Raw genomic sequence first — 26,008 nt, forward strand, 5'->3', positions numbered from 1 at the left:
ATGAGTGAAGCGTCCAAGAAACTTGCAGGTCTTTCTCCCGAACAGAAACGAGCGCTTCTGGAGCGCCTGCTCCGTGAAAAAGCTGCGGCGAAGGTCGAGCCAGAGTGGGTCACGTTGTCCCAGGGACAGCGTGCCCTCTGGTTCCTCTATCGCCTCGCTCCCGAAAGCGCTGCCTATAATCTGCTCTACTCCGCGCGCATTCAAGCTGCGTTAGATATCCAGGCACTACAATCCGCCTTCCAGGAGCTGGCGCGTCGCTACCCGATCCTGACCGCGACCTATGCCACCAGGGAGGGCGAGCCTGTTCAGTATTTCCAGCGCCAGCAGGAGATTCCCATCGAGCGCATCGATGCCTCCTCCTGGTCTGAAGAGGCGCTCAAGCAGCGCCTCCTCGTAGAAGGCAATCGTCCCTTCAATCTGGAGAAGGGGCCTATCATGCGTATTCAGCTCTTCCAGCGCGCCCCCCAGGAGCATATCCTGGCGCTCACCGTGCATCATATTGCGCTGGACTTCTGGTCGCTTGATATTCTGATTGATGAACTCTATCTCCTCTATGCCACGCGGGTCGCGGGTTCACAGGCGGCGCTTCCCGCCGCAGGTCCTGCTTTTACGGAGTATGTCCGCTGGCAGTCCGAGCTGGCGAAGAGCCCAGAGGGCGAGCGCCTCTGGTCCTACTGGCAGGAGAAGCTGGCAGGCGAGCTACCACTGCTGAACCTGCCTTTGGATCGCCCCCGCCCACCGGTGCAGACCTATCGTGGCGCCTCGCATAGCTTCTCCTTCAGCGCTGACCTGACGCGCAAGTTACGCGCCCTGGCCCAGTCTGAGAAGGCTACGCTCTTTATGATCGTACTGGCGGCCTTTAAGACTCTACTCTATCGTTATAGTCACCAGGATGATGTGCTGGTGGGGACGCCCATGCTCGGTCGTAGCCGCGCCGATCTGGAGAAGATCGTCGGCTACCTGGTCAATCCAGCCGCTTTGCGCACCAGCCTGGCGGGCAACCCCAGCTTTAAAGAGCTGCTGAACCGGGTGCGCGAGACTGTTACCGAGGCCCTGGAGCACCAGGATCTCCCCTTCCCGGTCATCGTTGAGCGGTTGCAGCCCAGACGTGATCCCAGCTACTCGCCGATCTTCCAGTCGCTCTTCATCTGGGACCGCCCTCGCAAGCGCGACGAGAGTGAACTGGCCCTCCTGAGTCAGATGAGCAACAATGGGCAAAATGGCTCCCATGCGCATAATGGCGCGAATGGACATCATGCGATCGCCCTGCCCGCGCTCAAGCTTGAGCCGTATGTCATGGGTCAGCAGGGCGCACCCTTTGACCTGACCCTGACCATCTTTGAGATGGATGGTGGCCTCTCGGCCGATTTCCGCTACAACATCGATCTCTTCGATGATACGACGATCGAGCGCATGGGCGGACACTTGCTGGTGCTGTTGGAGGGTATCGTGGCTCAGCCTGAGCAGCCTATCCTCTCGCTTCCGCTGCTGACCGAGGCGGAGAAGCACCAGGTCCTGGTTGAGTGGAACGCGACCGAGGCCATCTATCCAGAGCAAGCCAGCATTCCCCAACTCTTTGAAGAGCAGGCTCAGCGCACCCCCAATGCCGAGGCGCTGGCTTATGAAGGCAGCTCATTGACCTATCGTGAGCTGAACCGACGCGCGAACCTGCTGGCACGTGAACTACGCTCGCGTGGTGTCAAACCCGATACCCTGGTCGGCGTCTGCATGGAGCGCTCCGTCGAGATGGTCGTGGCCTTGTTGGGGGTGCTGAAGGCTGGGGGAGCCTATGTCCCGATGGATCCCGCCTATCCACAGGAGCGCCTGGCCTACATGCTTGAGGATGCCGCCGTGTCAGTCCTGCTGACACAATCGGCTCTGCTTGAGCAACTGCCGCAACATAGTGCTCGGGTGCTTACACTAGATGCCAACTGGGGCGCGGGCAACGGCGGCGAGCTGGATAACCTCACGCCCGTTCTTCGCCCAGAAAACCTCATCTACATGATCTATACCTCTGGCTCGACGGGCTGGCCCAAGGGCGTTATGAACACGCATCGTGGCGTCTGCAACCGCCTGCACTGGATGCAGCAGGAGTATCGTCTGACTGCTGAGGATCGTGTGCTGCAAAAGACACCCTTCAGCTTTGATGTCTCGGTCTGGGAGTTCTTCTGGCCCCTGATCAGCGGGGCTACCCTCGTCATGGCTCGCCCCGGCGGGCAATCGGATGCGGCCTACCTGGCGAAGCTCATTCAGGAGCAGCGCATTAGCACGCTGCACTTTGTGCCCTCGATGCTACATGCCTTCTTGTTGGAGCCTGATCTAGAGGTGCGTTGTCAAAGCCTTAAGCGTGTCATCTGTAGCGGCGAGGCCCTGACCTCTGATCTACAGGAGCGCTTCTTTGCTCGCCTCAAGTCCCAACTGCATAACCTCTACGGCCCAACCGAGGCCGCGATTGATGTGACCTACTGGGCCTGCCAGCCCGGCAGCAAGGAAACGATAATTCCAATTGGCCGCCCCATTGTCAACACACAGATCTATATCCTGGACGAGGCCCAGCAGCCTGTCCCTGTAGGTGTCTCAGGCGAGCTATACATCGGTGGTGTAGGCGTCGCACGCGGCTATCACCAGCGCCCCGAGTTGAACCGCGAGAAGTTTATTCCCGATCCATTCAGCACGTCTGAGGGTGCGCGCCTCTTCCGCTCAGGCGACCTTGCGCGTTATCGCCCGGATGGCGTGATCGAGTTCCTGGGTCGTATCGATCACCAGGTCAAGGTCCGGGGCTTCCGTATCGAACTGGGCGAGATCGAGGCCGCGCTAAGCCAGCATCCAAACGTGAAAGAGGCCATTGTCATCGCACGCGAGGATATGCCTGGAAATAAGCGCCTCGTGGCCTATCTCGTCCCCGAGCAGGTGAGTGAGCATATCCCTGCTGTGAGCGACTCACTTCTGCTCTCACCTCAGGAGGCAGGCCTTACGCTTGAGGAACTGCGCACCTTCCTGGGTCAGCACCTGCCATCCTACATGGTTCCCTCGGCCTTCCTCTTCCTGAGCGCCTTGCCGCTGACACCAAATGGTAAGGTGGACCGCAAGGCCCTGCCCGCGCCCAATAGCGAGCGCCCTGAACTGGAAGAGCAGTTCGTCGCGCCCCGTAACGCAACGGAGCAGAAGCTGGCGGAGATCTGGACTGAGGTGCTGGGGCTGAGTCGTGTCGGTATCCACGACAACTACTTCGACCTGGGTGGAGCCTCCATCCAGAGCCTGGAGATTGTCGCCAGGGCCAAAGAGGCTGGCATTGATCTGCCCCTGGAGAAGCTCTTCGAGTTTCAGACCATCGCTGAACTCGCCAGCGTCCTGGGGAGTGCGCCTACTTCACAGACAACTGCACCATCTGAAACCACGGTTCAAGCCACTGCCGAGGTCGAGCTTCCTGCTGTAGAGGAGCCTATGATACCAACGCAGCCGGAACCGAAGCCAGCCCAGGCTGAGGCCTCGCCGATGCTGCTGATGAATACAGTAATCGAGAGCCTGGGTACCTACCTGCCGCCCAAGGTCGTCACCTCGGACGAGATGATCCAGGGCTGCGTCAATCCCATTCGCTTCCCCTTTGCGCGCCTGACCGGTATTAAGTCGCGCCGCATGGCGGGCGAAACTGAGTTCTCGATTGATATTGCGCGCCAGGCCGTGGCAGATTGCCTTGAACGCTCGAAGTACAATCCTGAAGATATCGATATGATCGTCAGTGGGAGCATATCGCGCTGCGATGCCCCAAACTTCAGTTTCTCCTTTGAGCCAAGCACTGCGATACGTTTGAAACATCACTTTGGCCTGAAGAACGCCATCGCCTTTGATATCGACAACGCCTGCACGGGTCTCTTCACCGCTATCAATATTGTCGATTCCTTCCTCAAGGCTGGTCTGATCCGGCGCGGTATCGCCGTAAGCGGTGAGTATATCACGCATATCGCGCTGACCGCTCAGAAGGAACTGGAGAGCTTTATGGACTCGCGCCTCCCCTGCCTGACGGTTGGTGACGCTGGCGCGGCGGTCCTCCTGGAGCGCGCTCCCAACCAGAAGGTGGGCTTCCACGAGTTCGACATGTTCTCTCTGGGTCATTACAGCCGTGACTGTATCGGTAAGGTAACAGATCGCGAGCATGGTGGCTCGATCATGTATACCGATGCCGTCAAGGTCTCGGCGGTCAACATGAAACATGCGGTGGCTCACGCGGCGAACGTCATCGCAAGCTCCGGCTGGCCCAGCGATTCCTTCCAGCATGTGATTATTCACCAGACCTCCAGCACGACGATTCGCGATGCAGCGCGCGAGATCAATAGCCACTTCGGTAAGGAGATCTGCACGCAGGAGAATGTAATCAACAACATCGCCGAGCGTGGGAATACCGCGACCACGACGCAGATGATTGCCATCGCTGACCATATTCGTTCGGGTCGTATTCAGTCAGGCGATAACGCGGTCCTGGGTATTACCGGCTCTGGTGCGACCATCGGAGCCGCCATTTATACCTTCGATAACCTGCCTGAGCGCATGCGCCGTGTCGACGCGGGCGAGAAGGTGCAGAAGGTTCCATCTGAACAGCGTCATACCGTTCCTCTCCTGCCACCAACGCGACGCGTGCGTGTGGAGAGCATTGGTACGCTGCCAGCTCAGTCTCCTGTGAAAAAAGAGGCGTTGGCCCTGGTTAATGCCGCTGCCGAGAACTGCCTGGCCGCCTCCTCATATGACCGCAAGGATATCGACCTGATGATCTATGCCGGTGTCTATCGCGACGAGTTCTTAAGTGAGCCTGCGATAGCCGCATTGAGCCAGGGTGACCTGAAGATCAACGAGGAGATCGAGAAGGTGACAGATAAGAAGACCTTTGTCTTCGACGTCTTCAATGGCTCGATTGGCCTGTTGAATGCCTGCCATACTGCGATTGGTATGATCAAGGCCCAGAAGGTCAACAACGCGCTGGTCATGGCCTCCGAGATCGAAAATAATCGCGAGTACCGGCCAGATGTGTTGCGTGGCATCGAGGAGACCGGCTCGGCCATGATCCTGGCCGAGAGTGCCGATGGACAGACGGGGTTTGGGAACTTTGTCTTCAAGTACTTTACGGATTATCTTGGAGCCATCAATTCCCATACCGAACTGCACAACGGTAAGATGACGCTCTCTGTCGCGACCGATCCCCGCCTCCAGGAATACTACCTGCAATGTATTCAGGAGACGGTGCAGGAGCTTCTGGCGCTTGAGCAACTGGACCTGGAGCGGGTAAAGGTTATCCTGCCGCCCCAGATCTCGTCCCAGTTTATTGCCGACCTGGGCAAGACACTGAATGTAAGCGCCGAGAAACTGGTCGATGTGCAGGCGGAGCACGATCTCTTTACCTCGTCGCTTCCCTACGCGCTTGAGCAGGCGCGCCAGCAGAACCTGGCACGCCCGGGCGATATCGGCCTGATCATCTCAGTTGGCGCTGGCATTCAGGTTGGTTGCGCTACGTATTATTTCTAAGCCCATACCAGCCTGGGTAAGGGGATGTGGCGGGTGGGGCAGCCTACGGCTGCCCCACCCGCCACATCCCCTTACCCAGGCGAGCGCCACAGGCGCGAGAAGCATTGTTGTTTGAGGATGGAGTATGGCTTCTAATATCGAAACTTCTTCCTGGATTATCTGTACGCAGGATACTGAGACGCGCCTGCGCCTCTTCTGTTTTCCCTATGCTGGTGGTGGTGTGGCCTTCTACCGGCGTTGGTCTACATCTCTGCCACGTGAGGTTGCGCTCTGCCCAGTTTACCTTCCTGGACGTGAGCAACGCATCGTGGAGCCAGCGTTTATCTCGCTGGAGCAGCTTGTCGCGACACTCATTGAAGTCATGCAGCCTTATTTGCATGAGCCCTTTGCCTTTTTTGGGCATAGCATGGGTGGCTTGATCGCATATGTGTTGGCGCGCTCGCTTCAAGAACAGAGCTTGCCCCTACCACGTGCTCTCTGCCTCTCAGCGATAAAAGCTCCCCATCTCCCAGCGCGTCAGGAACCGCTGCACACGCAGCCACTGCCTGGGTTCCTGCGTTCGCTCTATCGCCTGGGGGGAACGCCCCTGGCCGTGCTCCAGAACGCGGAACTGATGCGTTTAATGTTGCCGACCCTGCGTGCGGATTTTACCCTCTACGAAACCTATACTCACACCCCCTCTATCCCCCTGATCTGCCCCATTGTCGTCTATGGTGGTGTGCAGGATACGCTGGTCAGCCGCGAAGAATTAGAGGGCTGGCGGTCATATACCAGCGCCTCGTGTACTGTGCGTCAGCTTCCCGGCAATCACTTCTACCTGCATTCCGCCCAGGACCTCCTCTTGCCCCTCCTGGCCCAGGACCTCCTGGCCAGCCTCGCATAATTATGTCTTATGGAAAGCGTTCTCGTGATCAGGTGGTCATTGCCAGGTGCTCGCTTCCTTGAAGAGTGCGGAGGCAAGCAGCGCGCAGCGTGTGGCGATCTCTTTGGGTGCGTAAGGTCTTCCCTGCTCAAGCCACCAGGTGATGGCTTCCACAAACATAGTGGATACCAGGTCTGGCACAAACTCATCTGAGAATGTGTAGGCGGGGTGATTTGTCGCAGACGGTCTGCTGGGAATGCGCCCATGTTCTTTAACCATGTCTGCCAGAGACTCACGCATCTTTCTCACAAACCAGGTGCTTCCCTTCCTGCCAAGCAGCGCTCGATAGAATCGTTCGTATTGAGCGATGTGCTCGAAGAACTTCACCCAGACCTGTGGGGGACGTTCTGGCTCCATCTCTCCAACTGCGTTGAGCAAGGCACTCATAGCTTCCTCAAAGATCTGCTCCACCAGGTCGTATTTATCCTGATAATACCGGTAGAACGCAGACCGACTCACCATGGCACGTGAAGCCAACTCTTCCACGGTCAGTGCATCAAAACCACGTTCTTCAATTAACTCAAGCAAGGCATCTCGCAGCAGCTTTCGCGTGCGTCTCGCACGCAAATCATTGGAGTTCTGAGTCATTTTGCGCTCCCTGTCCTGTCTAAGACACATCTCCCAGATTGTTTCTTGTTTCCAGCTTTCGATCAGGCTACACTTGGGAAAGGACAGACTGTCCTTTCTTGATCATTTTGTCATGAACTGAGATGCTCGTCAAAATGTGGGACAGATTGTCCCAATGAGAGAGTACATGAGCGTATCCAGCAAGGAGATTTCGCATGCGTATTATACAAATCCATCAATTTGGCTCACCGGAAGTCTTAAAGGTCGAAGAGAAAGAAGAGCCACAGGTTGGACCAAACCAGGTCGTTATTGATGTACAGGTGGCTGGAGTTTGCTTCGGAGATACCATTATTCGCTCTGGAAAGTATCCTTTACCACTCCCGTTGGTACCTGGATTGGAGGTTGCTGGCCGGGTGAGTGGAGTCGGCTCAGATGGCGACCAGTCGTTGGTGGGAAAACTCGTCGTTGCACGCACCAAAAACAATACTGGTGGCTATGCGGAGCAGGCGGTCGTCGATGCTACCGATATCTTCCACATTCCGACAGGGCTGTCAATTGAGCAGGCGGTCGGAGTGTTTCTGTCGGGGCAAACAGCTGTCGGCCTGATCAAGGCGGTCAATATCACACCAGGCGAAGTTGTGTTGATCACTGCGGCGGCGGGCAGCCTTGGTTCGCAGTTAGTCCAACAGGCCAGAGCCGCTGGTGCGGGTACTGTGATTGGTGCGGCGCACGGCAAGAAGAAACTCGATCTTATCACTCAGCTTGGAGCTGACGTCGCCATAGACTACAGTGAGGACGACTGGGTGGAGCAGGTGCGCAAAGCCACGGATGGCAAAGGCGCTGATCTCGTGCTGGATGGGGTTGGGGGAAGCATTGGACACCAGGCATTCGAGGCCACGGCCAAGGGGAGCGGTCGGTTAGGAGTCTATGGGTTCTCTTCTGGTGCCTGGACCCAGATCGAGACCCGAGAACTGGCAGCACGGGGTATCACCGTCATCGCGCCTCTTACAATAGCGTTTGCCAAGCCTCCACACGAAGCACGGGTCGACGCCGAGATCGCGCTGGCTGAGGCCGAGGCTGGGCGACTGACCGCCGTAATAGGCCAAACCTACCCTCTGGAGCGTGCCGCTGAGGCCCATGCCGCCATTGAAGCCCGCCAGACAACTGGCAAAGTCTTGCTCATCCCTTGATGAGTGTGCTACCAGGCCCACGACTTCGCGCGGGCCTGGTAACAGATCTCGCACGTGAGTTGTTATTACCCAGTATGAGATAGGCAACCGCTTTCTTCCTCGCCAAAAAGAATAGTCAGGGTAAGTTTTGTTTTCTAGTACTTCTGATCCGAAACCCCTGAGCGCGCTTGTCCCCAAATGGGGGAAGCGCTAGGCACGCAAGTGACGTTGGGTTTCGGAATAAGATCTTAGCCAGTTTTACAATGAACCAGCAAAAGCGCGAGGCAAAGGAAGTTGACCCATGAAATCACCACTGACGCTGCGTTGCTATGTGCGCGAGACAGAGATGCTCTATGACTTTGAGGTGCTTCAGACCCTCTTTACGGCTCTGACGGAGCAGGGCTACTACCTCGTGGCCGAAGAGGAGTTTGAACCCTCATTTCGTGTCTGGTGGAGCACCATGTCTGCTCGCCCGTCCCGCCTCGATACTCTGCCTGCCGAGCGTCAGCGGCTCTTATTGCACTTGCGCCAGAGCGGACTCTCTGCCCAGTTGCGCTGCGAACTGGCTCTCTATCATACCCTGCGCGAGCCGCACCTGGTCTGCCGTGCCTATCACGGTGAGCACCTCTTCTCCTTTGATATCGATTTTATGCCGGGTGGGCCAACGGGAACACCCCTGGTATTGTTGAGTATTGAGCCTGAATACTTGACTGCCGCGCATGGCGAGGAGAGCGCGCGTATGCATGCGCTCTGGATTGCGGCGCTCAAGGCTCTCTATCAGCATCTCCACCCCATTTATGGCTGGGTGCACGATCTGGACTTTGATCGTCCAGGCTTTGCCTGGGCTATGGATATTGATCCCGAGCACGTAGAGGAACGGACCGCGCTCGATGCCGTCTTGCGCAATGACGCTGTCGCGGGGCATCTGCGTTTCCTCTCCCTGGCTAATATGCTTGGGCCAGAGCTGGTGGCGCACTATGGCCGTGAGCACATCTTGATGACGCCAGCCTGGCACCTTGAGCCGTTGGAGGACGGTGGTGTCCTGCTTCTGCCTGAGCCATTCTCCTGGGACTATGTGCCTGTCTGGAACGAGGCCGAGCAACACCTGGCAATCGCTCCGGGCGAGAGTATCACGGTTGCTCATCTCGCCGCGACCCTGCACTCGCATGGCCTGCTCAAGCATATCTCTGTGCCTCGGCTAGAGCAGGCGACCGCGAAGAGCTGCCTCTTTGATATCCTGGCTGTGTTGCTTCCCCAGCGTTATGTGACCCTCAAACGCCACTACCAGTATCGTGAAGAGGATTATACGCGCTTGCTGCTCCACCTGGCGCGTGTCACGAGTGGTGAATGGGAGCCTGAACAGGTAAGCACCTTCTTCCTGGCTGACGAGGCCCTGATCGAGTTTGAGTGCGCTGGTGAATCCTTCTACTGGCGCTTCCCATTGACTCAAGGGTATGCTGGCGTGGCTCCGGGCTTTCTTGAACGTCTGCGCCAGTTTGCGCGCTCGCGCCTCGCGGGTACGTTCTTGCCGTTACGTGGCAAGGGATATGGCCTGACGTACTTTTATCTCTCCGCGCGTGCCTGGAGGGAATTGGAATACATGCTGCCCAGACTTCGTAGCGGATGGCCCTCGCTCTCGGTCTTGCGCTCGCTCTTCCCCCGGCTCTCCTCCACTCATTGGCGCCAGTTGCGCGAGCATGTCGAGGCGCATACGTGGGCGGAGGAAGCAGAAGCCTGTGAAATGAGCGCATCTGGCGAGTCCTATAAGCGCACTAACCGCTCCTGTCGCGAATGCGCCACACGGCACCTGGAGCGGTGCCGCCTGGTCAGCGAGCCACTCTGGAACGTGTAGGCTGATCATCCCGTAAGCTATTAGCTCGTGGGGGGACGAATATCACCAGGCTGGCCTGGATAGCGAGTTAAGCCTGCTTTTGGCCCAAGCTCGTTGGTTGGGATATGGAGTCGCTTAGCTTTACGCTCGACCCCCAGGGTGATAAGGTCCGTTACCGTATCCAGGTCGAGTATACCGCTATTGATGACCAGGTCGTACAGGGCAGGATCATCTGGATTGCGTCGATACTGCGTTTGTAAGTAGCGCTCGCGATCATGGTCTTTCATCTGGATGCGTGCCTCGGCATCGCCCTTCCCTAGCCCTTCGCGTTGCATCACATATTGGACGCGCAGATCAAATGGCGCGACGATCCGCGCATGGAATACATCACGTCTGCCCGCCAGGAGCACCTGCGATCCTCGTCCGACGATGATGACATGCCCACGTGCTATGGCCGCCTCGACGACCTTTGTGAGTGCTTCGTGATAGATCCGTGTATTGGTGAGTACGGGTTGTGGCTCCAGCGTAAACATCGCAGGCTGTAAGACACGCATACTGCTGATGAGATAATTAACGAGTGACTCGCCTCGCTCATCATGCTCCTCTGCCTCCATCTCTGTGATATTGAGTTCCTGTGCGACGCGGACCACGATCTCATGGTCTACCAGCTCCCAGCCCAGGCGCTGCGCCAGGCGCTGCGCCACCTCACCACCTCCGCTACCATACTCACGCGAAATGGTGATGGCACGCATCTGTGCGATCTCGGAATGATTCTCTGGCATATGTTCGGCTTCTTTCTTAACGAGCTACTCTTTGTTTGACAAGCATTTCGCGACGATGTAACTCCGATTGTTCTAACCTACAAGGGCGCGTTCCTACATAAGCATGTATCTATCGTAAAACTTCTTACTATTCTATGTTCTCTTTGATTATATCTTTTTGGCTAATTGTGCTTCCTCTTCGTTATGGAGGGGGCTAGGTTCCTCTTGCTATGTTCCACTTATATCACGTTTGAGCGGTACTTTTCCGATGACAGTATGCAGCGTCCAGCGTGCCTGGAACTGTGGCGAGAGGAGTTCGATTGTGAGGTCGCGATGCCATTGCGCCAGCTCTTCCCGGGTGGCCAGGTTCCAGTGCTGGGCCAGGGGCGCGAGATAGAGCGCCATCCAATGCCAATCTCGTGCGAATAGGTGATACCCTGGTGTTCCCGCGGAAAGGTCAATAATGCTTGCCTGGTGTTGTACGTCACGCCAGCCTGCCTCGTGCAGATGCCTCACCATTTGCGCCCCAGTGCAGAGATGGCGCCCCTCTCGCTGGAGCAGTGTGCGTAGTAAGGAATACCAACGCGTGCAGGCGCTATGTGGCGTCTCAAGCTCTCCGGCTTCAATCCAGCAGATCTGGCCTTTGCCTATTCTCAAGCCTTCGCGCAGCATGGCGAGAAGCTCCTCTTCCTGGCAACGCAAGCTAGCGAAGCGCAGATGCACCAGGTCATAGAAATGGCCCCTCCGAGTTCGTATGTGGGCTGGCGATCCATTGATGAAGTGAGCATTCTCGCGCCGCTGAACTGTGCGACCCGCCAGGGCATACTGATAAAGCCCTTTGTTACTTTCAATTCCCTCAACTTGAAGGCCGGGATCGCTATGGGCCAGGTCGAGCACCCAGCGTCCTGCGCCACAGAGCATATCTAGTATGTTTTGGCACTTTTGATCGTCAATCAGTCCTGGAAGCAAGCCTTGCATATGATATTGCAGGAGCACATGCACATAGGTTTGCAGGATAATCCAGATGGTATTGGTGACAAGAGTATGTACCGCCCGGTGCTGGTTTCCTTCTCCCTGTGGGGTTTGCATCTCATCCTCCATCCGCAACTCTTCTCTGCCCTTGTTATAGTGTCTCTTTATTTTTATCTTCTGACCGCCAGGACCTGTCCTGGTGCGTCACGGTGCCCTGCCTGGCGCAGGCAGGTGCGTGTTGTTTGTAGGATGTCATGTGTGGTGAATGGCTTGGTAATATATGCTCGTGCGCCTGAGATACGAGCCATGATCCGACTCAATAAGCCGTTCCTGGCTGTAAGCATCACAATGGCCATCTGCCTGTATATCGGGAGGCTGCTGAAGTAGCAGGCAAGCGAACAGCCATCAACGATGGGGAGGCCAATGTCCAGAAAGACCAGCGCGGGTACAAACCTTCCTTTCTTCTCTAGCCAGCGAATAGCCTCCACGCCATTGCTAAAGCTCACGACATCGTAGCCTGCACGCACGAGGCAGACCTCGAGAATCTTGCGCACAATGGTGGAGTCGTCAATGACCATAATCAGATTAGGGTGTGTTCTGCCAGGTTGCATCTTTTTCTCTCCTCTCCCTTCTACCACCCTTAAGCGACGGGCCGCTCGCCTACCACGCTCACGAGATGACAGAGACCACAAAAATCCTTATCCTGGAGGTCTTCAATCAGTTCTTCATACAGATAGTCGGCCTCGAACTCCTCCAGGAGGGTATAGGTGCTCAGGAGGGGAAGGATCTTTTTATAGAACACGCTGACCTGACGCACGAAGCTATAGTGCAGATTGGTGCCATAGGAGATGTCTAGGGCATAGGAGTGTAGATGGACATTGTGATAGCCTATGGCGCGTAGCCAGGGGGCGAGGCAGTGAGTAATGCCTGTAAAGCGTTGAAAGGCAAAGTGCATCAGGCATTCGCCCATTTTCTCCACCTGCTTCGTCTTGGGATCAGTATAGAACGAATATTCGCGCTCACGCAATGCGCGCCCGATATCCATGGCAAAATCTTCAAAGGCGAAGCTATTGGTGGTTGGCATAGCCGCTTCGGTCCAGCGTAGCAGTCCACCAGGGCTACAGAAGGTTGCCACTTTTTCAAGTAGTTCTGGATAGGTTACCTCTAGCAGAGACTCGCTCAAGAAGGCTATATTGACCAGGTCGAAGCTTCCTGGTTGCAGGATCTGTTCGTCGAGCTTGTTGATATCTTGTACCTGAAACGTCACATTATGGATCTGGCTGGCCTGGGCTTGCTGCCTGGCGTAGGCTACCAGGCGTGGATTTTTATCGATCCCCATCACTTGCATATCAGGGTGCGTGCTTGCTAAGTCAATGGCCCAGGCCCCGCTCCCGCTGCCGATATCGAGTACTCGGCGTATACGTCCAAGTTGCGGAATATTTGGCAGAAGGCCGCCTATGGCATTGCGCAGCTTATAGTGTTGGAGGAGCTGGCGCGCCATCTCTACATCGTCTACTGGCGACGGCCCATCTGGGTTCAGCTCTTTGATCCGCTGTGGCCGTTGCTGGTATTCATGCTCCTGGTACATAAAAGCTTGTGTATGCATATCCCTACTTTTCCTCTCTTAACGCATCGTTATATGAGGGCGAACATCTTTTTGTTGCCTCTATAACTGTCTATACATCCCTCAGAAGGAAAAGCGGAAAGTTATTTTCAAGGGTTTTATTACAAAAAGCTTGGGTAGATAATGATGCGCTGTAAAAATGCCGCAGGCATTTTTACAGCGCATCATTATCTACCCAAGCGAAGCACCGCAGGCGCTGAGAATACTGAGAGAAAGGCTTAGCCTTTGAGACCCCCACTCACGCCCTTGACAAAGAAGCGCGAAACAAAGGTGTAAAGCAGAACCGCGGGGAGCGCATACAGCATGGCATAGGCCGCGAGCTGTCCATAATTCACCTGTCCATAGGCCCCGAAAAAGGTATAGATATGAACCGAGGCAGGTAAGAGGTCCTGATTTTGCAGGATAATGAGCGGTACAAAGAAGTTTGTCCAGGCGCCCAGAAAGCTCCAGACACCCACGACGGCGATACCCGGCGCGGCCAGTGGCAAGAGAATATGGGTGAATGAACCCAGGATAGAGGCACCATCAATCCAGGCCGCCTCCTCTAATTCCAGGGGAACGGAGTCCAAAAAGTTCTTCATAAGCCAGATACTGAAGGGGAGCGAGCTAGCGGTGAAGAAGAGGATACAGCCCAGGAGTGTATCTTGCAGGTTCAACACAACGTACATTGCGTACAGCGGTGTGACCAGGGCCAGGATTGGCAGCGCACTGGCGAAGAGAATTAAATACATGATCTGAGCTTTGAAGGGGAATTGATAACGCGAGAGGGGATATGCAGCCAGCCCGGAGAGGAGGATGACCAGTACCATAGTTGAGACGGCCATAATCAGGCTATTCATGAATGGCTGAATGACGAGGCCATTGCTGATGATATCGATATAATTGCTCAGGTTGGGAGCCGTAGGAAGCGTAAGCGTCAATTGCGCGTTGGGATTGATACTGGCAAATACGGGCCAGAGCAGCGGGATTAAGAACAACAGTCCTATCACCGTCAGGATCAGGTAGAGCAGCGAGGGAACGATAATACGGCGGATAACCATGCTCGGATCTCCTTTAGATGTCGATACGTAGGATACGGATATAGAGGAGCGAGAGGATCGCGCCTACGATAATGATCAGGAGTGCGATAGCGCTGCCATAGCCAATCTGGTAGAACTGGAAGGCCTGGCGATACTGATAGATGGTAAGCAGCTCATTATTAGTCGTGCCACCACCTGTCATCACATACACAAGCGTAAAGTCCGACAGCGTCGCAAGCGTAATGAGAAGCAAATCCGTTGCGATAGACCCCTTAATGAGAGGGAGTGTTACATGATAAATCTTGGCCCACACACCTGCGCCATCGATAGACGCCGCTTCATACATATCTTGAGGAATGCTCTCCAGGGCCGACGCATAGAGTAGCATGGAGAATGCCGTCCCTCGCCAGATGTTGGCGATAATAATCATTGGCAGGGGATATTCTTGTACCCAGGCATGTTGTGGCAGCGTCAGATTTGCTATCACCGTGTTGAGCAAACCCGGTGATAGGACGCTTTGTGGCCCACCCGCTAGAAATGCCTGCCAGATAAAGCCCGCGACGACATCCGGAATAACCCAGCAGGCAATGATAATTCCGCCCAGGATCGCGCGAAAGACGTGGTTTCGCTTCTGCATCATAAGCGCGAGCAGCAGACCCAGGAGTGCCTGGCCAATCAAGGCGGAGCCAACCAGGTAGATAATGGAGACGCGAAAGGCGTTAAGAAACTCGCCATCACTCAGGATGCGCACAAAATTTTGCAGACCCACCCACTGAGGAGCCTGCGCACCCACGCCAGTCAGGGCCATATTGGTAAACGAGGTATAGACGGCCCAGATGGCAGGGCCGAGCATAAAGATAAGAATAATCAGAAACGCAGGCGCGAGAAAAAGCAGGCTTGTGCGCAATCGCTTTCTATTGGCGCTCGTAACAACACGCTTTGGTGGGGATGCCGTGGCCTCAACTGACACGGCGGGAGTTTTTACCTGCATCGTTGCCGCTCCTCAAATACTATAGTTACCCATCTCTGTAGGCTTATGCTGTGGTGGTGAGTTGGCTTAGCCAGCTCACCACCACAGCATAAAACTTGGCGAAGCACCGCAGGTGCTGAAAGTGCTTAACCTCTCTTTTCTACCTTATCGTCGCCCGCAATACTCTTGACCGCGTTATAAAAAGCGTTCATGGCATCGCTGGAGCTTTGGCCCTGCATGACGTTCTGCATGGCCCGGTCGATCTCAACGGAGATCTTGGGATAAGCTGGGAAGCCCGGGCGGAATTGCGTAACGGCAACCAGGCCGGTGAAAAAGTCCGACAGGGGGAGATTCTTATAGTCAGCGACTTCGGCAACATCTTTGCGTGGCGTAATCTGAGATGCTTTCACATCATAGAAGGCCAGGTTATCTTTGTTGAATGCCGTTTTGATAATGTTGAATGCATCGCTCTTGTGCTTCGAGTTGGCGCTGATGGAGTAGGCCCAGCCGCCAGAGAGCGTGACATACTGAGGATCCTCGCCATTTTGTGTAGGCATCTTGGCAACCCCTAGCGTTTTCTGCCAGGCGGGCCATTCAGCGGCACCACCCTTCTGCCAGCTTCCGGGGAGCCATGAGCCATCAATATCGATTGCCAATTTGCCCTGTGGGAGGAGTTGTTGCCCAACTGTATTGGCCGCCTGGGTATTAAGGGCGATATCATTGGTGGGGCCCAGTAAGCTCGATGAACTGTAGACCTGTTTAACAAAGTCTAGCGCATCCTGGAAACCTTTGCTCGAAGCAATCCATTTGTTGGTGTCGTAATTGTAGAGTGGGTCTTTGGTGCCGTAGAGCAGCATTTCAAAGCCCTGCATGGTCGAGGCCTCGTCCATGGGGATGCCCGAATAGAGGTTTATCGGCACCACGCCTGGGACCTTGGCTTTAATCGTACGTGCGGCGGTCAGGATATCGGCCCAGGTCTTAGGCTGCCAGTCGGTGGGCAGGCCTGCCTTCTGGAAAATATCTTTGTTGTACCAGATGCCGCGTACATCGGTGCCATCCATGATGCCATAGTTCTTGTTATTGAAGGTGGTAATCTTCTGCATGCTGGGGAACCACTGTTGCTTATAATCTGGCCATGAGTTGATATAGTCATCGAGCGGCGCCAGGTAGCCAGCGGTCACATCCGAGCTAATGAGGAAGCTATCTTCGCGCACAATATCGGGGGGATTGTTTGAACGGAGCTGAAGCGCCAGTTTTGTATAGTAGCTGCCCTCATCGGCGATGATGGGTTGTAGTTGCAGCTCAATTTTGGGATTCGCGGCCTCCACCTGCTGCTTGACGCGAGTCCACCATTCCTGCTCATAGTAGGGAGGAGGTCCAAATTGCTGGTAGGCGACACGGATCACAGTTTTGCCATTATCACTGGAGCCACCACAGGCGGGCAACGCGATAAGACCTACAAGAAATAAACAGAGTACCAGTAGATGTAAATTCAGTCCTTTGAAGCGAGACTTCATGACTTTTCTCCTTTGTTCCTCTTGACAACATTGAAGGAAAAGACATCACTGTCTTGATGATGGAGCAACATTCTGGAACAGGCAAACGTCGAAGACGAAGAAAAGCTCCACATGGGTAGAGGAAAATAGACACTCCTTTCTCTGGTGAGCATGTGCTCTTAAGCACGAAACATGTGAAAGAAGAGGCTCTAGTGCCTGCTCAATAGACAGTTACCTATAGAGAGCAAGCGTTCAAATATACTTTAGTGTTGGTATTATGATAACGTTGTCTTTAAATATATGTCAAGGCAAAATGGGCCTAGACGTGCCAGGAAAATACAAAGTGATATTAACGCTTGAAGTGTGTCGTAATGTTGAAGGGTATTGAGTGAAAGTATGTCGTGGAATCGTATAAAACATGGTGAGAATCAGCCATGGTGATGACGTAGTCGGCGTTAGCTTTCGTGTATCATCAGGATATCAAATGTGGCCTGGGGGATGGCGATGATCTCCTGCGTATGCGTGCCAACTGCTGATAGCTGAGGGCAGCTAAAGCTTCCTTGCATACGATTAACATTAGGCTGGATGGCAGGCTCATCATGTATAATGGTCAGCTGGCAGCGAATGCCTGCTTGCAGTTGGAGATCCCAGGCTCCTCCTTCGTGTCCAAAATCCAGGCGTACATCGCCTCCATTGATAGGCCCTTCCAGGGTATATGTCCTGGCGCCTTCATATCCATAGAAGGCGATGATGAGGCTGTGATCCTGGTCCTGGAGGAAGATGGTAAACTCCTTCAAGCCGTGACGAAGCTTAGAGGTGAAGATATGGCTCTGCCAGGTATAGCTGCCGCTCCTGGCGCCTGTGACGTGAAAGGTTGCGCTACTACTCTGTGTACTGTGCATTCCTGTCTGAATCCAGGTAGGCGTGGCTATTGGTGCGCTTGTGTTGGTGCTGATCTCATTGCCTGGCGCGCAGCCAGTGACCAGAAAGGCACTGATGAGTAGCAAGAGGAGGCAATATTTTAGGTGCAGGAAGGTTGGAGGCCAGGATTGGGCGCGCATGCTATTGCATCCTCTCATATAGGTAAGCCACGCTGCTCACGTGAGCGTAGATATCGCTTATCGTGCTTCATTTTACCATACACGCAACGCGAACAGGTGCTGATGAAAAGGCGGTTCAGCAGTCTCTGGCGACATATGCTATACTGACGTTGGTGTTTTTACCAGCTAAACAATTCGAACAATGGAGTTACTCGTATGTCACAGAATGTACCGATAACTGTTGCGTCTGGAGATGGCATTGGACCAGAAATTATGGATGCCACTCTGAGGGTGATTAAAGCAGCAGGAGCACGCATAGATATTGAAGAGATAGAGGTTGGAGAAAAGGTCTATCTACGCGGTATCAGTGCCGGTATTGAGCCCAGTGCCTGGGAGTCGCTTAGTCGCACCAAGGTATTTTTGAAGGCCCCGATTACCACTCCCCAGGGTGGCGGCTATAAAAGCTTGAACGTTGCCGTGCGTACCGCTTTCTCCCTCTATGCAAATGTACGCCCCTGTGTCGCGTATCATCCCTTTGTCGATACCAAGCATCCTGGTATGGATGTGGTGATCGTTCGCGAGAATGAAGAGGACCTCTACAGCGGCATTGAGTACCAGCAGACGCCCAATATGATGGAGAGCCTGAAGCTCATCAGCCGTCCAGGTAGCGAAAGGATTATTCGCTATGCCTTCGAGTATGCGCGTAGCAATAATCGCAAGAAGGTCACCTGCTTTATGAAGGATAATATCATGAAGCAGTCTGACGGCCTCTTCCACAAAGTGTTTGACGAGATCGCCGCCGAGTATCCCGACATCGAAAATGAGGCCTGGATCGTCGATATCGGCGCCGCCAAACTGGCTGATACCCCCGAGGCCTTCGACGTTGTCGTGATGCCAAACCTGTATGGCGATATTCTCTCCGACGTCGCGGCCCAGATCGCGGGCTCCGTTGGCCTGGCAGGCTCTGCCAATATTGGTGAGGGCTGTGCCATGTTCGAGGCCATCCACGGGTCGGCTCCCCGCCGCGCGGGACAGAATCTCGCGAACCCTTCCGGCCTGCTCCTGGGAGCTGTATTGATGCTCGTGCACATCAATCAGCCAGAGGTTGCGACCGCTGTACATAACGCCTGGTTGCGCACGCTGGAAGATGGCATTCATACCTATGATATCTATGCTGATGGTGTGAGCAAGCAGAAGGTTGGTACGCGTGAGTTCGCCGATGCGATCATTGCGCGCCTGGGTCAGAAGCCTGAGCAATTGAAGGCCGTGAGCTACACTTCCGCGCCCGCGAAGGAGCGCAAGACGCAGGCTACAAAGGCTCAAGTTCCCACCTTCAAAGAACTGGTCGGCGTCGATGTCTACCTCGATTGGAGCAAGGGGAGCGCAGAAGAGTTAGGTAACGCCTTTAAACAGGTCAGTGGTGAGGGCCTGGAACTGAAGCTGATTACCAATCGCGGAGCCAAAGTATGGCCCAATGGCCTACCATATACCTTCTGTACCGATCACTGGCGCGCCCGTTTCCAGGCGCCTGAGATTGGCACAAAGATTGAGCATGCCCATATCATCTCACTTCTGGAGCGTGTGCATGCGGCTGGATTCGATTGTATCAAGACGGAAAACCTCTATAACTTCGACGGCAAGCCTGGCTACTCCCGCATTCCCGGCGAATAATAACTCCTAGCACAAGACTGAAAAGGATGAGATACCTATATAAGTGTCTCATCCTTTTTTCTGTATAGTGAGATGCGGAAAGATTTTCATGCCTTTTTTATATCTTACACATAGACAGTTACCTAATCACGTGCTACACTCCACTATTAGGTAACTCTGTTTCTTCCTGTTACCGATCTATATTTGCATTGGAGAGACGACAGGTATGGCACGCACCCAGATTCCGACAGCCTCCTATGATCGCTTGCTTTTGCTTGATAGCGCAGGAAGCCCACTCTCACACATCGCCATAGGCTCCCCTGAGTGGCATAAATGGTTGCAAGATGAGCAACATGCCTCCTTCGCCTATAAAAGCGATAGTGGCAACTTTACCGCTCGACGTGAGCAGCTACGCCGAGGTTGGTACTGGTATGGGTATCGCAAACGCGAGAACAAGCTCCACAAGGTTTATCTAGGGAAGTCAGAAGAACTCTCCCTTGAGCGCCTGAGCCTGGCGGCGCGTGCCCTTTCGGGACAGAGTCTGGCCCAGGAGAATCTCAAGCGTCGGCAGGTGGTGGAGGAGCTACTTACAACTATAGAACCTGGAGATAAGCGTGCTGCCCTGGATGTAAGCGATGAGGTTGCCTCGCCCCACAAAGATGATGTCGGGGGCATGGTGGCCAGCAATAAATACTATTTGCTCTCCCAACTGACGCCCCTGGTTGGGCGTGACCAGGAGGCACATGAGGTCGCTGAACTGCTTCGCGCTACGCATGTGCGATTGTTGACCCTGACGGGAACAGGAGGGATTGGGAAGACGCGCCTGAGTTTGCAGGTTGCGACTGAGCTTCTTAATACCTTTGCCGATGGCGTCTATCTCGTTCTCCTGGCGACAGTGACGGTTCCCCGCCAGGTGCCCATATTTATTGCCAATGCTCTCGGCCTGGGCGAAGCCGGTGAGGGAGCGCTTGTGGAACGCCTGTATGCCTTCTTGAAGGAGAAGCGCTTACTCCTGATCCTGGATAACTTTGAGCAGGTGATCGCCGCTGCCCCGCAACTGGTGGAGTTGCTGGCGCGTTGTCCACAAGTGAAAATTCTTGTGACTAGCCGGGCTGTCCTGCACGTGGTGGGCGAGCAGGAATATCCAGTGTTACCCCTGCCGCTTCCTGTCCAGGACCAGGTGGATACGCAAGTTCTGGCTCAATCCGCGGCGGTACAGCTTTTCGTCCAGCGAGCGCAAGCGGTGCAGCCTGGCTTTCGCCTTACGGCTGAGAATGCGGCGACTATTGCTGCTATCGCGCGCCGCCTTGATGGTTTGCCCCTGGCTATTGAATTGGCGGCAGCTCGCATGAAGGTCTTTTCTCCCCAGGCCCTGCTCCAGCGGCTGGAGAAGCGTCTTCCTCTCCTGACGAGCACCACTCAGGATGTGCCTGAGCGTCAACAAACGCTGAGCAATACCCTAGACTGGAGCTATGATCTCCTGGCGCCACGCGAACAGCGTTTATTTAAACGTCTCTCCATTTTCGCAGGCGGTTGTACGCTTCCTATGATCGAACATCTCTATGCATCGCTCGAGCAGGCGCTGGGGATCGATCAGGAACGCCCACTCTTACTGGATGACCTCACCTCTCTAATCGATAAAAGCCTGCTTTCGCGTGTGGAGCAGGAGGATCACGAGGCCCGCTTCTTTATGCTGGAGATTATTCGCGAATATGGTCTTGAGCGATTACAGCAGGAAGAGGATGTTGCAGAAGTGCAGCGTGCATACGCGTATTACTGGCAGCAGCAGGCCCTCATGTCTGAAAAGGATATGGATCGCCATCAGGATCAGGAGATGTGGCGCATTCGCCTGGAGCATAAAAACCTGCGAACCGCTCTCATCTGGTTTGCCCAACAGGGGCAGTGGGATGATGCCTTGAAGCTGGCTTCTGCCCTCTGGTGGTTCTGGTGGGCGAAGGGCTATATCGGTGAGGGACGGCGCACGCTTGAGTGGTTGCTCTCCTCGGCCAAAGATGTGAGTCCCTTCTGGTATGCCAAGGCTTTGAGTGTGACAGCACTTATGATCGTCCTCCAGGGTGAATATAAACAAGCTATTGCGCTGGCTGAAAAGAGTCGGGTGATCTTTGCGGAACTTGAGCAAGAGTTTGGGCAGGGGATGGCGCTCTGGACGATTGGCCACGCCTATGTCATGATTGGGGAGGGTGAGCAGGCGCGAACCGCGCTTGAGGCGGCAGGGGCGCTCGTGCGCAATAAAGGGCATCGCTGGGCTAATGCCGCCGTTCTTGAACGCCTGGCCTCGCTTGCGCGCGACGAGGGCGACCTGGAGCAGGCTCTCTCCCTCTGCGAGCGGAGCCTGGCGATTCATCAACAGGCGGGATCAACCTGGGGACAGGCCCGTGCGCTTTGGATGCTGGGCCTTATTCACTTCTCACGCGCCGATCTGCTTAAAAGTACCCTGGCGCTCGAAGCCTGCATTGAGCGTGCTGGTCGCGTGGGAGATCGCATCAGTATCTCCTACGCCTCTGTGCTCTTAGGTGTCCTGAAAGGTCTCTACGGCGATATGCAGGAGGGAGGCGCGCTTATTGAGCAAGGCTTACAATTGGCGCGCGACCTAGGTGACCAGCGTGGAATGTCCTGGGGCTTGACGCTGTTGGGATGGAGCTACGCCCTCCAGGGCGAATATACCCGTGCGCGTGAGTGTCAGGAGGAGAGCCTATCCTTGCTTGCTGTGACAAACTATGAATATAAATCCTTTGTCGCGTATGCGCTGGATGGCCTGGCGCTAGCGGTTGTGGGCCAGGGGTACCCAGCCTGGGCCGCGCGTCTATGGGGGGCGGCCCAGGCGGTGCGCCAGGGGGGCGTAGCGTTCCGGCTATCCCCGCTACAATCCAGAGCATTTTTAGTGAATTTGTGCAGCAGGCGCGCGCTTTGCTTGGCGAGGAACCCTTTAAACTGGCTTTTGCTGAGGGGCTGACTATGACGCCTTCACAGGTCCTCCAGGCTCGCTCACAGGCTCCTCTCTCCCTCTCTTCGACTTCTATCCCCAACAACGAAGAGTCTCACACAGCAACTCCAAACTCAACTGTCCTGGCTGGACTAACAACGCGCGAAATTGAGGTATTGCGTCTGCTGGCAACAGGGATGACCAGTGCCCAGATAGCAGAGAAGCTCGTCATTAGTATTCTCACTGTTAATACGCATGTGCGCTCTATTTATAGCAAGCTTGGTGTGACCTCGCGTAGTGCCGCAACGCGTTACGCGCTTGAGCATAAACTCTTACCTTAATGACCCCTCTCGATGACCCGGTGCGAGGACTTTACGTTGCAATTGACTAGTTAAGTATATAAGCGCTACAGAGTTTTGAGTAAGCCTGCTTTTTGAGGTCCCTCGCACCTCCTCTGACAATTACCCTGTTTTAGGGACGCCACATGAACTTACTTTGTATTACACTGTAAACACTGTTTGTTATATATGTGTGTATGAGAATATTTAGTAAGGGGTGTGCGGCGGTGGATGGATTCCGTTCTTCGTGTAGTGTTCAAAGCCCTGGGCTGGCGTATGTAAAGGATGCAGAAATGCAAAGTCAACAAAAAGATAGAAACGCCTGTATTTTGAATACTGTATCTATTTCTGAGCTTGCCGATGCATGCAAGCGGGAGTTTGACATGGTTGGGGAAAGTGGTGCCGTCTCTTTTGATAAAGCAAGTCTCGCGCTCCTCCGCCTGGCGACGATACGCGATAGCAAACAGGCCTGGCTCGCGCTTGAATATGGCTTTTGCCAGAAGCTCGTCCTCTGCCTGCGTCAGCACCCACGCTTTCAAGAGGCGCTTCGTCTACAGTCAGAGCAAGAATACATTACGCGAGCCTTTGCCCATTTTCGGCAGACAACCGTCAGCAAACAGATGGAGTTTGCTTCGCTCAGTGCAGCGTTGCGTTGCCTGGCTGTCTGCCTCAATAGCGTTATTTTCGATATGCTCCGTTCTGCTCAGCAGTCTACACGTGAGCCACAACAGGTGTTCTCATCACCAGCGGAAATCTGGCGCGTTCTCAGCCAGAAGCTGACGGAGGAGCGTGAACGTCGTCTCGCCTATCTCCTTTTCCAGTGTGGCCTTAAGCCCACTGAAATTGTTGAGCGTTGTGCGCACGAGTTCCGCGACCTCGCCGAGGTGCAGCGTCTGCGGATTAATATCCTGGATCGTCTCGCTGCGATCTCCCTCTGTTAACCTATGTAGACAACTTTCTTTTCTTTGGGATGGTGCAAGAGAGCCGTCTGAACCGCTGGGGTCCCTACCGCGGTGACAGACGGCTCTCTTGTGTTCTCCGCGCTTACCTCCACATTGTGGAGTATAATGGGGAAATAATCTTTTCGTGTTGTGGGAGGAACTTATGTCGACTGTCGCTCAACGTGTTGCCTCATTTGGCACAACCATTTTTACCGAGATCAATCAGCTTGCCCAGCAGCATTCAGCGCTCAACCTTGGTCAGGGGAAACCTGATTTTGATACGCCGCCAGAGATTGTGGAGGCAGTCGTACAGGCACTGCGCGCGGGTAATCTCAACCAGTACGCGCCCGGCGATGGAACGCCTGCGCTACGCCAGGCGGTGGCCGATCATGCCGCGCGTTTCTACCAGGTCGAGATCGATCCTCTGCGTGGCGTGGTAGTGACCTCGGGAGCGACAGAGGGTATTTTTGCGGCTATTCTGGGGCTGGTAGATCCGGGCGACGAGGTCATTGTGCTCGAACCATTTTACGACTCGTATGTTCCCAATATCCTGATGGCGCAGGCGGTACCAGTGTTTGTGCCTCTCCACCCCCCGCACTGGCAGTTTGATCCTGACGAACTGCGGGCCGCCTTCAGCAAGAAAACGCGTGCGGTGATCCTCAATACGCCCCACAATCCCACCGGGCATGTTTTCTCGCGTGAGGAATTGAGCTTTATCGCGGAGCTGTGCCTTGAGTATAATGTAACGGTGATCGCCGATGAAGTCTATGAGCATCTGACGTTCGGTGAGGCTCAGCACCTTCCCATCGCCTCGTTACCAGGAATGTTTGAGCGGACCGTGACTGTGAGCAGCTCAGGTAAGCTCTTTAGTGCGACGGGCTGGAAGATTGGCTGGGTCTATGGCCACCCAGACTTGATCGAGGGTGTGAGGCGTGCGCACCAGTTTATTACCTTCTCGGTGCATCATCCAACCCAGGAGGCCATCGCCTTTGCGCTTAACCTTCCCAACGACTACTACCAGGATTTTCGCCAGCTCTATGCCGAGAAGCGTGATCTCTTGCGCTCGGCGCTGGATGCCGCTGGCCTGCGCTACACGATACCAGATGGTACGTACTTTATCATGGCCGACTATAGCGCTCTCTTTTCTGGATCGGCCGTGGAGTTCACGCGCTACTTGATTCAGGAAGCGGGTGTTGCCTGTATCCCCCCGGACTCATTTTATAGCCCGGCGCATGCGCATCTCGCCCAGAGCTATGCGCGCTTTGCCTTCTGTAAGTCTGATGAGATGTTGCACCAGGTGCATGAACGCCTGCATCGCCTCCGTCACTAGCTAGAATAGCCCGACGCTGCTAAAGCACGCGTCTCCCCTCACAGCTCTGGCTAGATACCCAGGCCCCGCACTGGTAGCAGGGTTCCAGTGACGCCGCTACCAGTGTCCGAGATCAGAAAGAGCGCGGCTTCGATAATCTGCTCTGGATGAACCCATTGCGTTCGCAGCTCTTCCTCGCTTGGATGCATCGCCTCCAGATTAGACTGCGTGATAATAAGGCCAGGGCCAAGCGCATTGACGCGAATGTTGTGTGCCTTGCCCTCCCTGGCAAGAGTTGCCGTTAAAGCGTCTACTCCTGCCTTGGCGCAGTTATAGGCGAGCATGTTTGGGCTTGCGCTCCAGACATCGCCCGCGCGGCTAAAGTTGAGGATGGTGCCTTTCCCTTGCTGTTGAAAGATGGGCCAGGCGGCTCGACAGCAGAGAAAGGTCGCGCGCAGGTTGTTCTTGAGTTCGCCCTCCCATTGCGCGAGCGAGAGTTGTTCAAAGGGGCCAAACTGTGTCAGGCCACCTGCCAGGTTAATGAGGATGTCGATCTGCCCATAGGTATGCCGGGTCTGTGCGATGACTTTTTGTGCGCCAGTCTCGCTGGTCAGGTCCGCGGGAATGGCCAGAACCTCTGCTCCTTGTGCTCGTAGCTCTGTTGCTCGCGCCAGAACGCGCTGCTCGCTGCGCGCGCTTATGGTCAATCTCGCTCCCTCGCGTGCGCAGGCTTCGGCTAGCGCAAAGCCCATCTGCCCTTTCTGGCTAACTCCAGTAATGATAACGCTCTTCCCCTCCAGGCGCATAGTCTTGTTTCCTTTCTGTTGCCCTCTCGTATTTCTCTTGTGCTCAAGAGATACATCCAAAAGATATACCGCCCTCTCTCTATTCTACGAGACAGAGTATATCCAGGTCATATCGAGGTGCTGTGGGCGTATGGC

General features: G+C 54.9%; 19 protein-coding genes. 9 read left to right on the forward strand and 10 right to left on the reverse strand.

Features of this window, described 5'->3' with window-relative positions; all coding sequences use genetic code 11:
• Both JMJ16_RS26945 and JMJ16_RS26950 read left to right on the forward strand, forming a co-directional pair.
• Positions 1-5,514: a non-ribosomal peptide synthetase gene (locus tag JMJ16_RS26945; protein WP_201386634.1), complete on the forward strand. Its 5,514-nt coding sequence runs from the start codon at positions 1-3 to the stop codon at positions 5,512-5,514.
• 124 nt (positions 5,515-5,638) lie between these two features.
• A complete protein-coding gene (locus tag JMJ16_RS26950) occupies positions 5,639-6,397 on the forward strand; it encodes a thioesterase II family protein (RefSeq protein ID WP_201386635.1) in 759 nt (252 codons plus the stop codon).
• A gap of 36 nt (positions 6,398-6,433) precedes the next feature.
• Here JMJ16_RS26950 and JMJ16_RS26955 read toward each other — a convergent pair whose 3' ends face one another.
• The gene (locus JMJ16_RS26955; protein ID WP_201386636.1) at positions 6,434-7,024 is read right to left on the reverse strand and encodes a TetR/AcrR family transcriptional regulator; all 591 of its coding nucleotides are present in this window, start codon (positions 7,022-7,024) and stop codon (positions 6,434-6,436) included.
• A gap of 194 nt (positions 7,025-7,218) precedes the next feature.
• On the opposite strand from JMJ16_RS26955, the gene JMJ16_RS26960 reads away from it, so the two are divergent.
• Positions 7,219-8,193, forward strand: coding sequence for a zinc-binding dehydrogenase (locus JMJ16_RS26960; RefSeq protein WP_201386637.1), 975 nt, complete (start codon positions 7,219-7,221; stop codon positions 8,191-8,193).
• Positions 8,194-8,473: 280 nt separating this feature from the next.
• Entirely contained in the window at positions 8,474-10,024 is a 1,551-nt protein-coding gene (locus JMJ16_RS26965; protein WP_201386638.1) for a hypothetical protein, read from the forward strand.
• Between the two features lie 20 nt (positions 10,025-10,044).
• On the opposite strand, the gene JMJ16_RS26970 is transcribed toward JMJ16_RS26965, so the two are convergent.
• The 8 genes from JMJ16_RS26970 to JMJ16_RS27005 form a co-directional block, all read right to left on the reverse strand.
• On the reverse strand, positions 10,045-10,785 hold the full coding sequence (locus tag JMJ16_RS26970; RefSeq protein ID WP_201386639.1) for an AAA family ATPase: 741 nt from the start codon (positions 10,783-10,785) through the stop codon (positions 10,045-10,047).
• Positions 10,786-10,992: 207 nt separating this feature from the next.
• Positions 10,993-11,853, reverse strand: coding sequence for a class I SAM-dependent methyltransferase (locus JMJ16_RS26975; RefSeq protein WP_201386640.1), 861 nt, complete (start codon positions 11,851-11,853; stop codon positions 10,993-10,995).
• Positions 11,854-11,906: 53 nt separating this feature from the next.
• Entirely contained in the window at positions 11,907-12,347 is a 441-nt protein-coding gene (locus JMJ16_RS26980; protein ID WP_201386642.1) for a response regulator, read from the reverse strand.
• 29 nt (positions 12,348-12,376) lie between these two features.
• On the reverse strand, positions 12,377-13,342 hold the full coding sequence (locus tag JMJ16_RS26985; protein ID WP_201386644.1) for a class I SAM-dependent methyltransferase: 966 nt from the start codon (positions 13,340-13,342) through the stop codon (positions 12,377-12,379).
• A gap of 236 nt (positions 13,343-13,578) precedes the next feature.
• The gene (locus JMJ16_RS26990) at positions 13,579-14,400 is read right to left on the reverse strand and encodes a carbohydrate ABC transporter permease (RefSeq protein ID WP_201386646.1); all 822 of its coding nucleotides are present in this window, start codon (positions 14,398-14,400) and stop codon (positions 13,579-13,581) included.
• A 13-nt stretch (positions 14,401-14,413) separates the two neighbouring features.
• Positions 14,414-15,370: a carbohydrate ABC transporter permease gene (locus JMJ16_RS26995; RefSeq protein ID WP_201380275.1), complete on the reverse strand. Its 957-nt coding sequence runs from the start codon at positions 15,368-15,370 to the stop codon at positions 14,414-14,416.
• 125 nt (positions 15,371-15,495) lie between these two features.
• A complete protein-coding gene (locus JMJ16_RS27000) occupies positions 15,496-16,866 on the reverse strand; it encodes an extracellular solute-binding protein (protein WP_201386647.1) in 1,371 nt (456 codons plus the stop codon).
• Positions 16,867-17,300: 434 nt separating this feature from the next.
• Entirely contained in the window at positions 17,301-17,906 is a 606-nt protein-coding gene (locus JMJ16_RS27005) for a hypothetical protein (RefSeq protein WP_201380270.1), read from the reverse strand.
• 195 nt (positions 17,907-18,101) lie between these two features.
• Between JMJ16_RS27005 and JMJ16_RS27010 the strand changes: the two genes are divergently transcribed.
• From JMJ16_RS27010 to JMJ16_RS27030, 5 genes are all read left to right on the forward strand, one after another.
• Positions 18,102-19,556, forward strand: coding sequence for an NADP-dependent isocitrate dehydrogenase (locus JMJ16_RS27010; protein WP_201386648.1), 1,455 nt, complete (start codon positions 18,102-18,104; stop codon positions 19,554-19,556).
• Positions 19,557-19,761: 205 nt separating this feature from the next.
• Positions 19,762-22,509, forward strand: coding sequence for an NB-ARC domain-containing protein (locus JMJ16_RS27015; protein WP_201386649.1), 2,748 nt, complete (start codon positions 19,762-19,764; stop codon positions 22,507-22,509).
• Between the two features lie 2 nt (positions 22,510-22,511).
• Complete coding sequence (locus JMJ16_RS27020; RefSeq protein ID WP_201389256.1) at positions 22,512-22,820, forward strand: response regulator transcription factor; 309 nt, start codon at positions 22,512-22,514, stop codon at positions 22,818-22,820.
• 290 nt (positions 22,821-23,110) lie between these two features.
• Entirely contained in the window at positions 23,111-23,758 is a 648-nt protein-coding gene (locus JMJ16_RS27025; RefSeq protein WP_201380266.1) for a hypothetical protein, read from the forward strand.
• A gap of 163 nt (positions 23,759-23,921) precedes the next feature.
• The gene (locus JMJ16_RS27030) at positions 23,922-25,088 is read left to right on the forward strand and encodes an aminotransferase class I/II-fold pyridoxal phosphate-dependent enzyme (RefSeq protein ID WP_201386654.1); all 1,167 of its coding nucleotides are present in this window, start codon (positions 23,922-23,924) and stop codon (positions 25,086-25,088) included.
• Between the two features lie 50 nt (positions 25,089-25,138).
• Here JMJ16_RS27030 and JMJ16_RS27035 read toward each other — a convergent pair whose 3' ends face one another.
• Complete coding sequence (locus tag JMJ16_RS27035; RefSeq protein WP_201371110.1) at positions 25,139-25,873, reverse strand: SDR family NAD(P)-dependent oxidoreductase; 735 nt, start codon at positions 25,871-25,873, stop codon at positions 25,139-25,141.
• Positions 25,874-26,008 lie beyond the last annotated feature (135 nt).

The sequence above is a fragment of the Ktedonobacter sp. SOSP1-52 genome, assembly GCF_016587395.1.

Excerpts from the sequence above, each read along its gene's own strand:
- JMJ16_RS26945 (WP_201386634.1), top strand. The coding sequence starts at position 1 with ATGAGTGAAGCGTCCAAGAAACTTGCAGGTCTTTCTCCCGAACAGAAA.
- JMJ16_RS26950 (WP_201386635.1), top strand. The coding sequence starts at position 5,639 with ATGGCTTCTAATATCGAAACTTCTTCCTGGATTATCTGTACGCAGGAT.
- JMJ16_RS26955 (WP_201386636.1), bottom strand. The coding sequence starts at position 7,024 with ATGACTCAGAACTCCAATGATTTGCGTGCGAGACGCACGCGAAAGCTG.
- JMJ16_RS26960 (WP_201386637.1), top strand. The coding sequence starts at position 7,219 with ATGCGTATTATACAAATCCATCAATTTGGCTCACCGGAAGTCTTAAAG.
- JMJ16_RS26965 (WP_201386638.1), top strand. The coding sequence starts at position 8,474 with ATGAAATCACCACTGACGCTGCGTTGCTATGTGCGCGAGACAGAGATG.
- JMJ16_RS26970 (WP_201386639.1), bottom strand. The coding sequence starts at position 10,785 with ATGCCAGAGAATCATTCCGAGATCGCACAGATGCGTGCCATCACCATT.
- JMJ16_RS26975 (WP_201386640.1), bottom strand. The coding sequence starts at position 11,853 with ATGCAAACCCCACAGGGAGAAGGAAACCAGCACCGGGCGGTACATACT.
- JMJ16_RS26980 (WP_201386642.1), bottom strand. The coding sequence starts at position 12,347 with ATGCAACCTGGCAGAACACACCCTAATCTGATTATGGTCATTGACGAC.
- JMJ16_RS26985 (WP_201386644.1), bottom strand. The coding sequence starts at position 13,342 with ATGCATACACAAGCTTTTATGTACCAGGAGCATGAATACCAGCAACGG.
- JMJ16_RS26990 (WP_201386646.1), bottom strand. The coding sequence starts at position 14,400 with ATGGTTATCCGCCGTATTATCGTTCCCTCGCTGCTCTACCTGATCCTG.
- JMJ16_RS26995 (WP_201380275.1), bottom strand. The coding sequence starts at position 15,370 with ATGCAGGTAAAAACTCCCGCCGTGTCAGTTGAGGCCACGGCATCCCCA.
- JMJ16_RS27000 (WP_201386647.1), bottom strand. The coding sequence starts at position 16,866 with ATGAAGTCTCGCTTCAAAGGACTGAATTTACATCTACTGGTACTCTGT.
- JMJ16_RS27005 (WP_201380270.1), bottom strand. The coding sequence starts at position 17,906 with ATGCGCGCCCAATCCTGGCCTCCAACCTTCCTGCACCTAAAATATTGC.
- JMJ16_RS27010 (WP_201386648.1), top strand. The coding sequence starts at position 18,102 with ATGTCACAGAATGTACCGATAACTGTTGCGTCTGGAGATGGCATTGGA.
- JMJ16_RS27015 (WP_201386649.1), top strand. The coding sequence starts at position 19,762 with ATGGCACGCACCCAGATTCCGACAGCCTCCTATGATCGCTTGCTTTTG.
- JMJ16_RS27020 (WP_201389256.1), top strand. The coding sequence starts at position 22,512 with ATGACGCCTTCACAGGTCCTCCAGGCTCGCTCACAGGCTCCTCTCTCC.
- JMJ16_RS27025 (WP_201380266.1), top strand. The coding sequence starts at position 23,111 with ATGCAAAGTCAACAAAAAGATAGAAACGCCTGTATTTTGAATACTGTA.
- JMJ16_RS27030 (WP_201386654.1), top strand. The coding sequence starts at position 23,922 with ATGTCGACTGTCGCTCAACGTGTTGCCTCATTTGGCACAACCATTTTT.
- JMJ16_RS27035 (WP_201371110.1), bottom strand. The coding sequence starts at position 25,873 with ATGCGCCTGGAGGGGAAGAGCGTTATCATTACTGGAGTTAGCCAGAAA.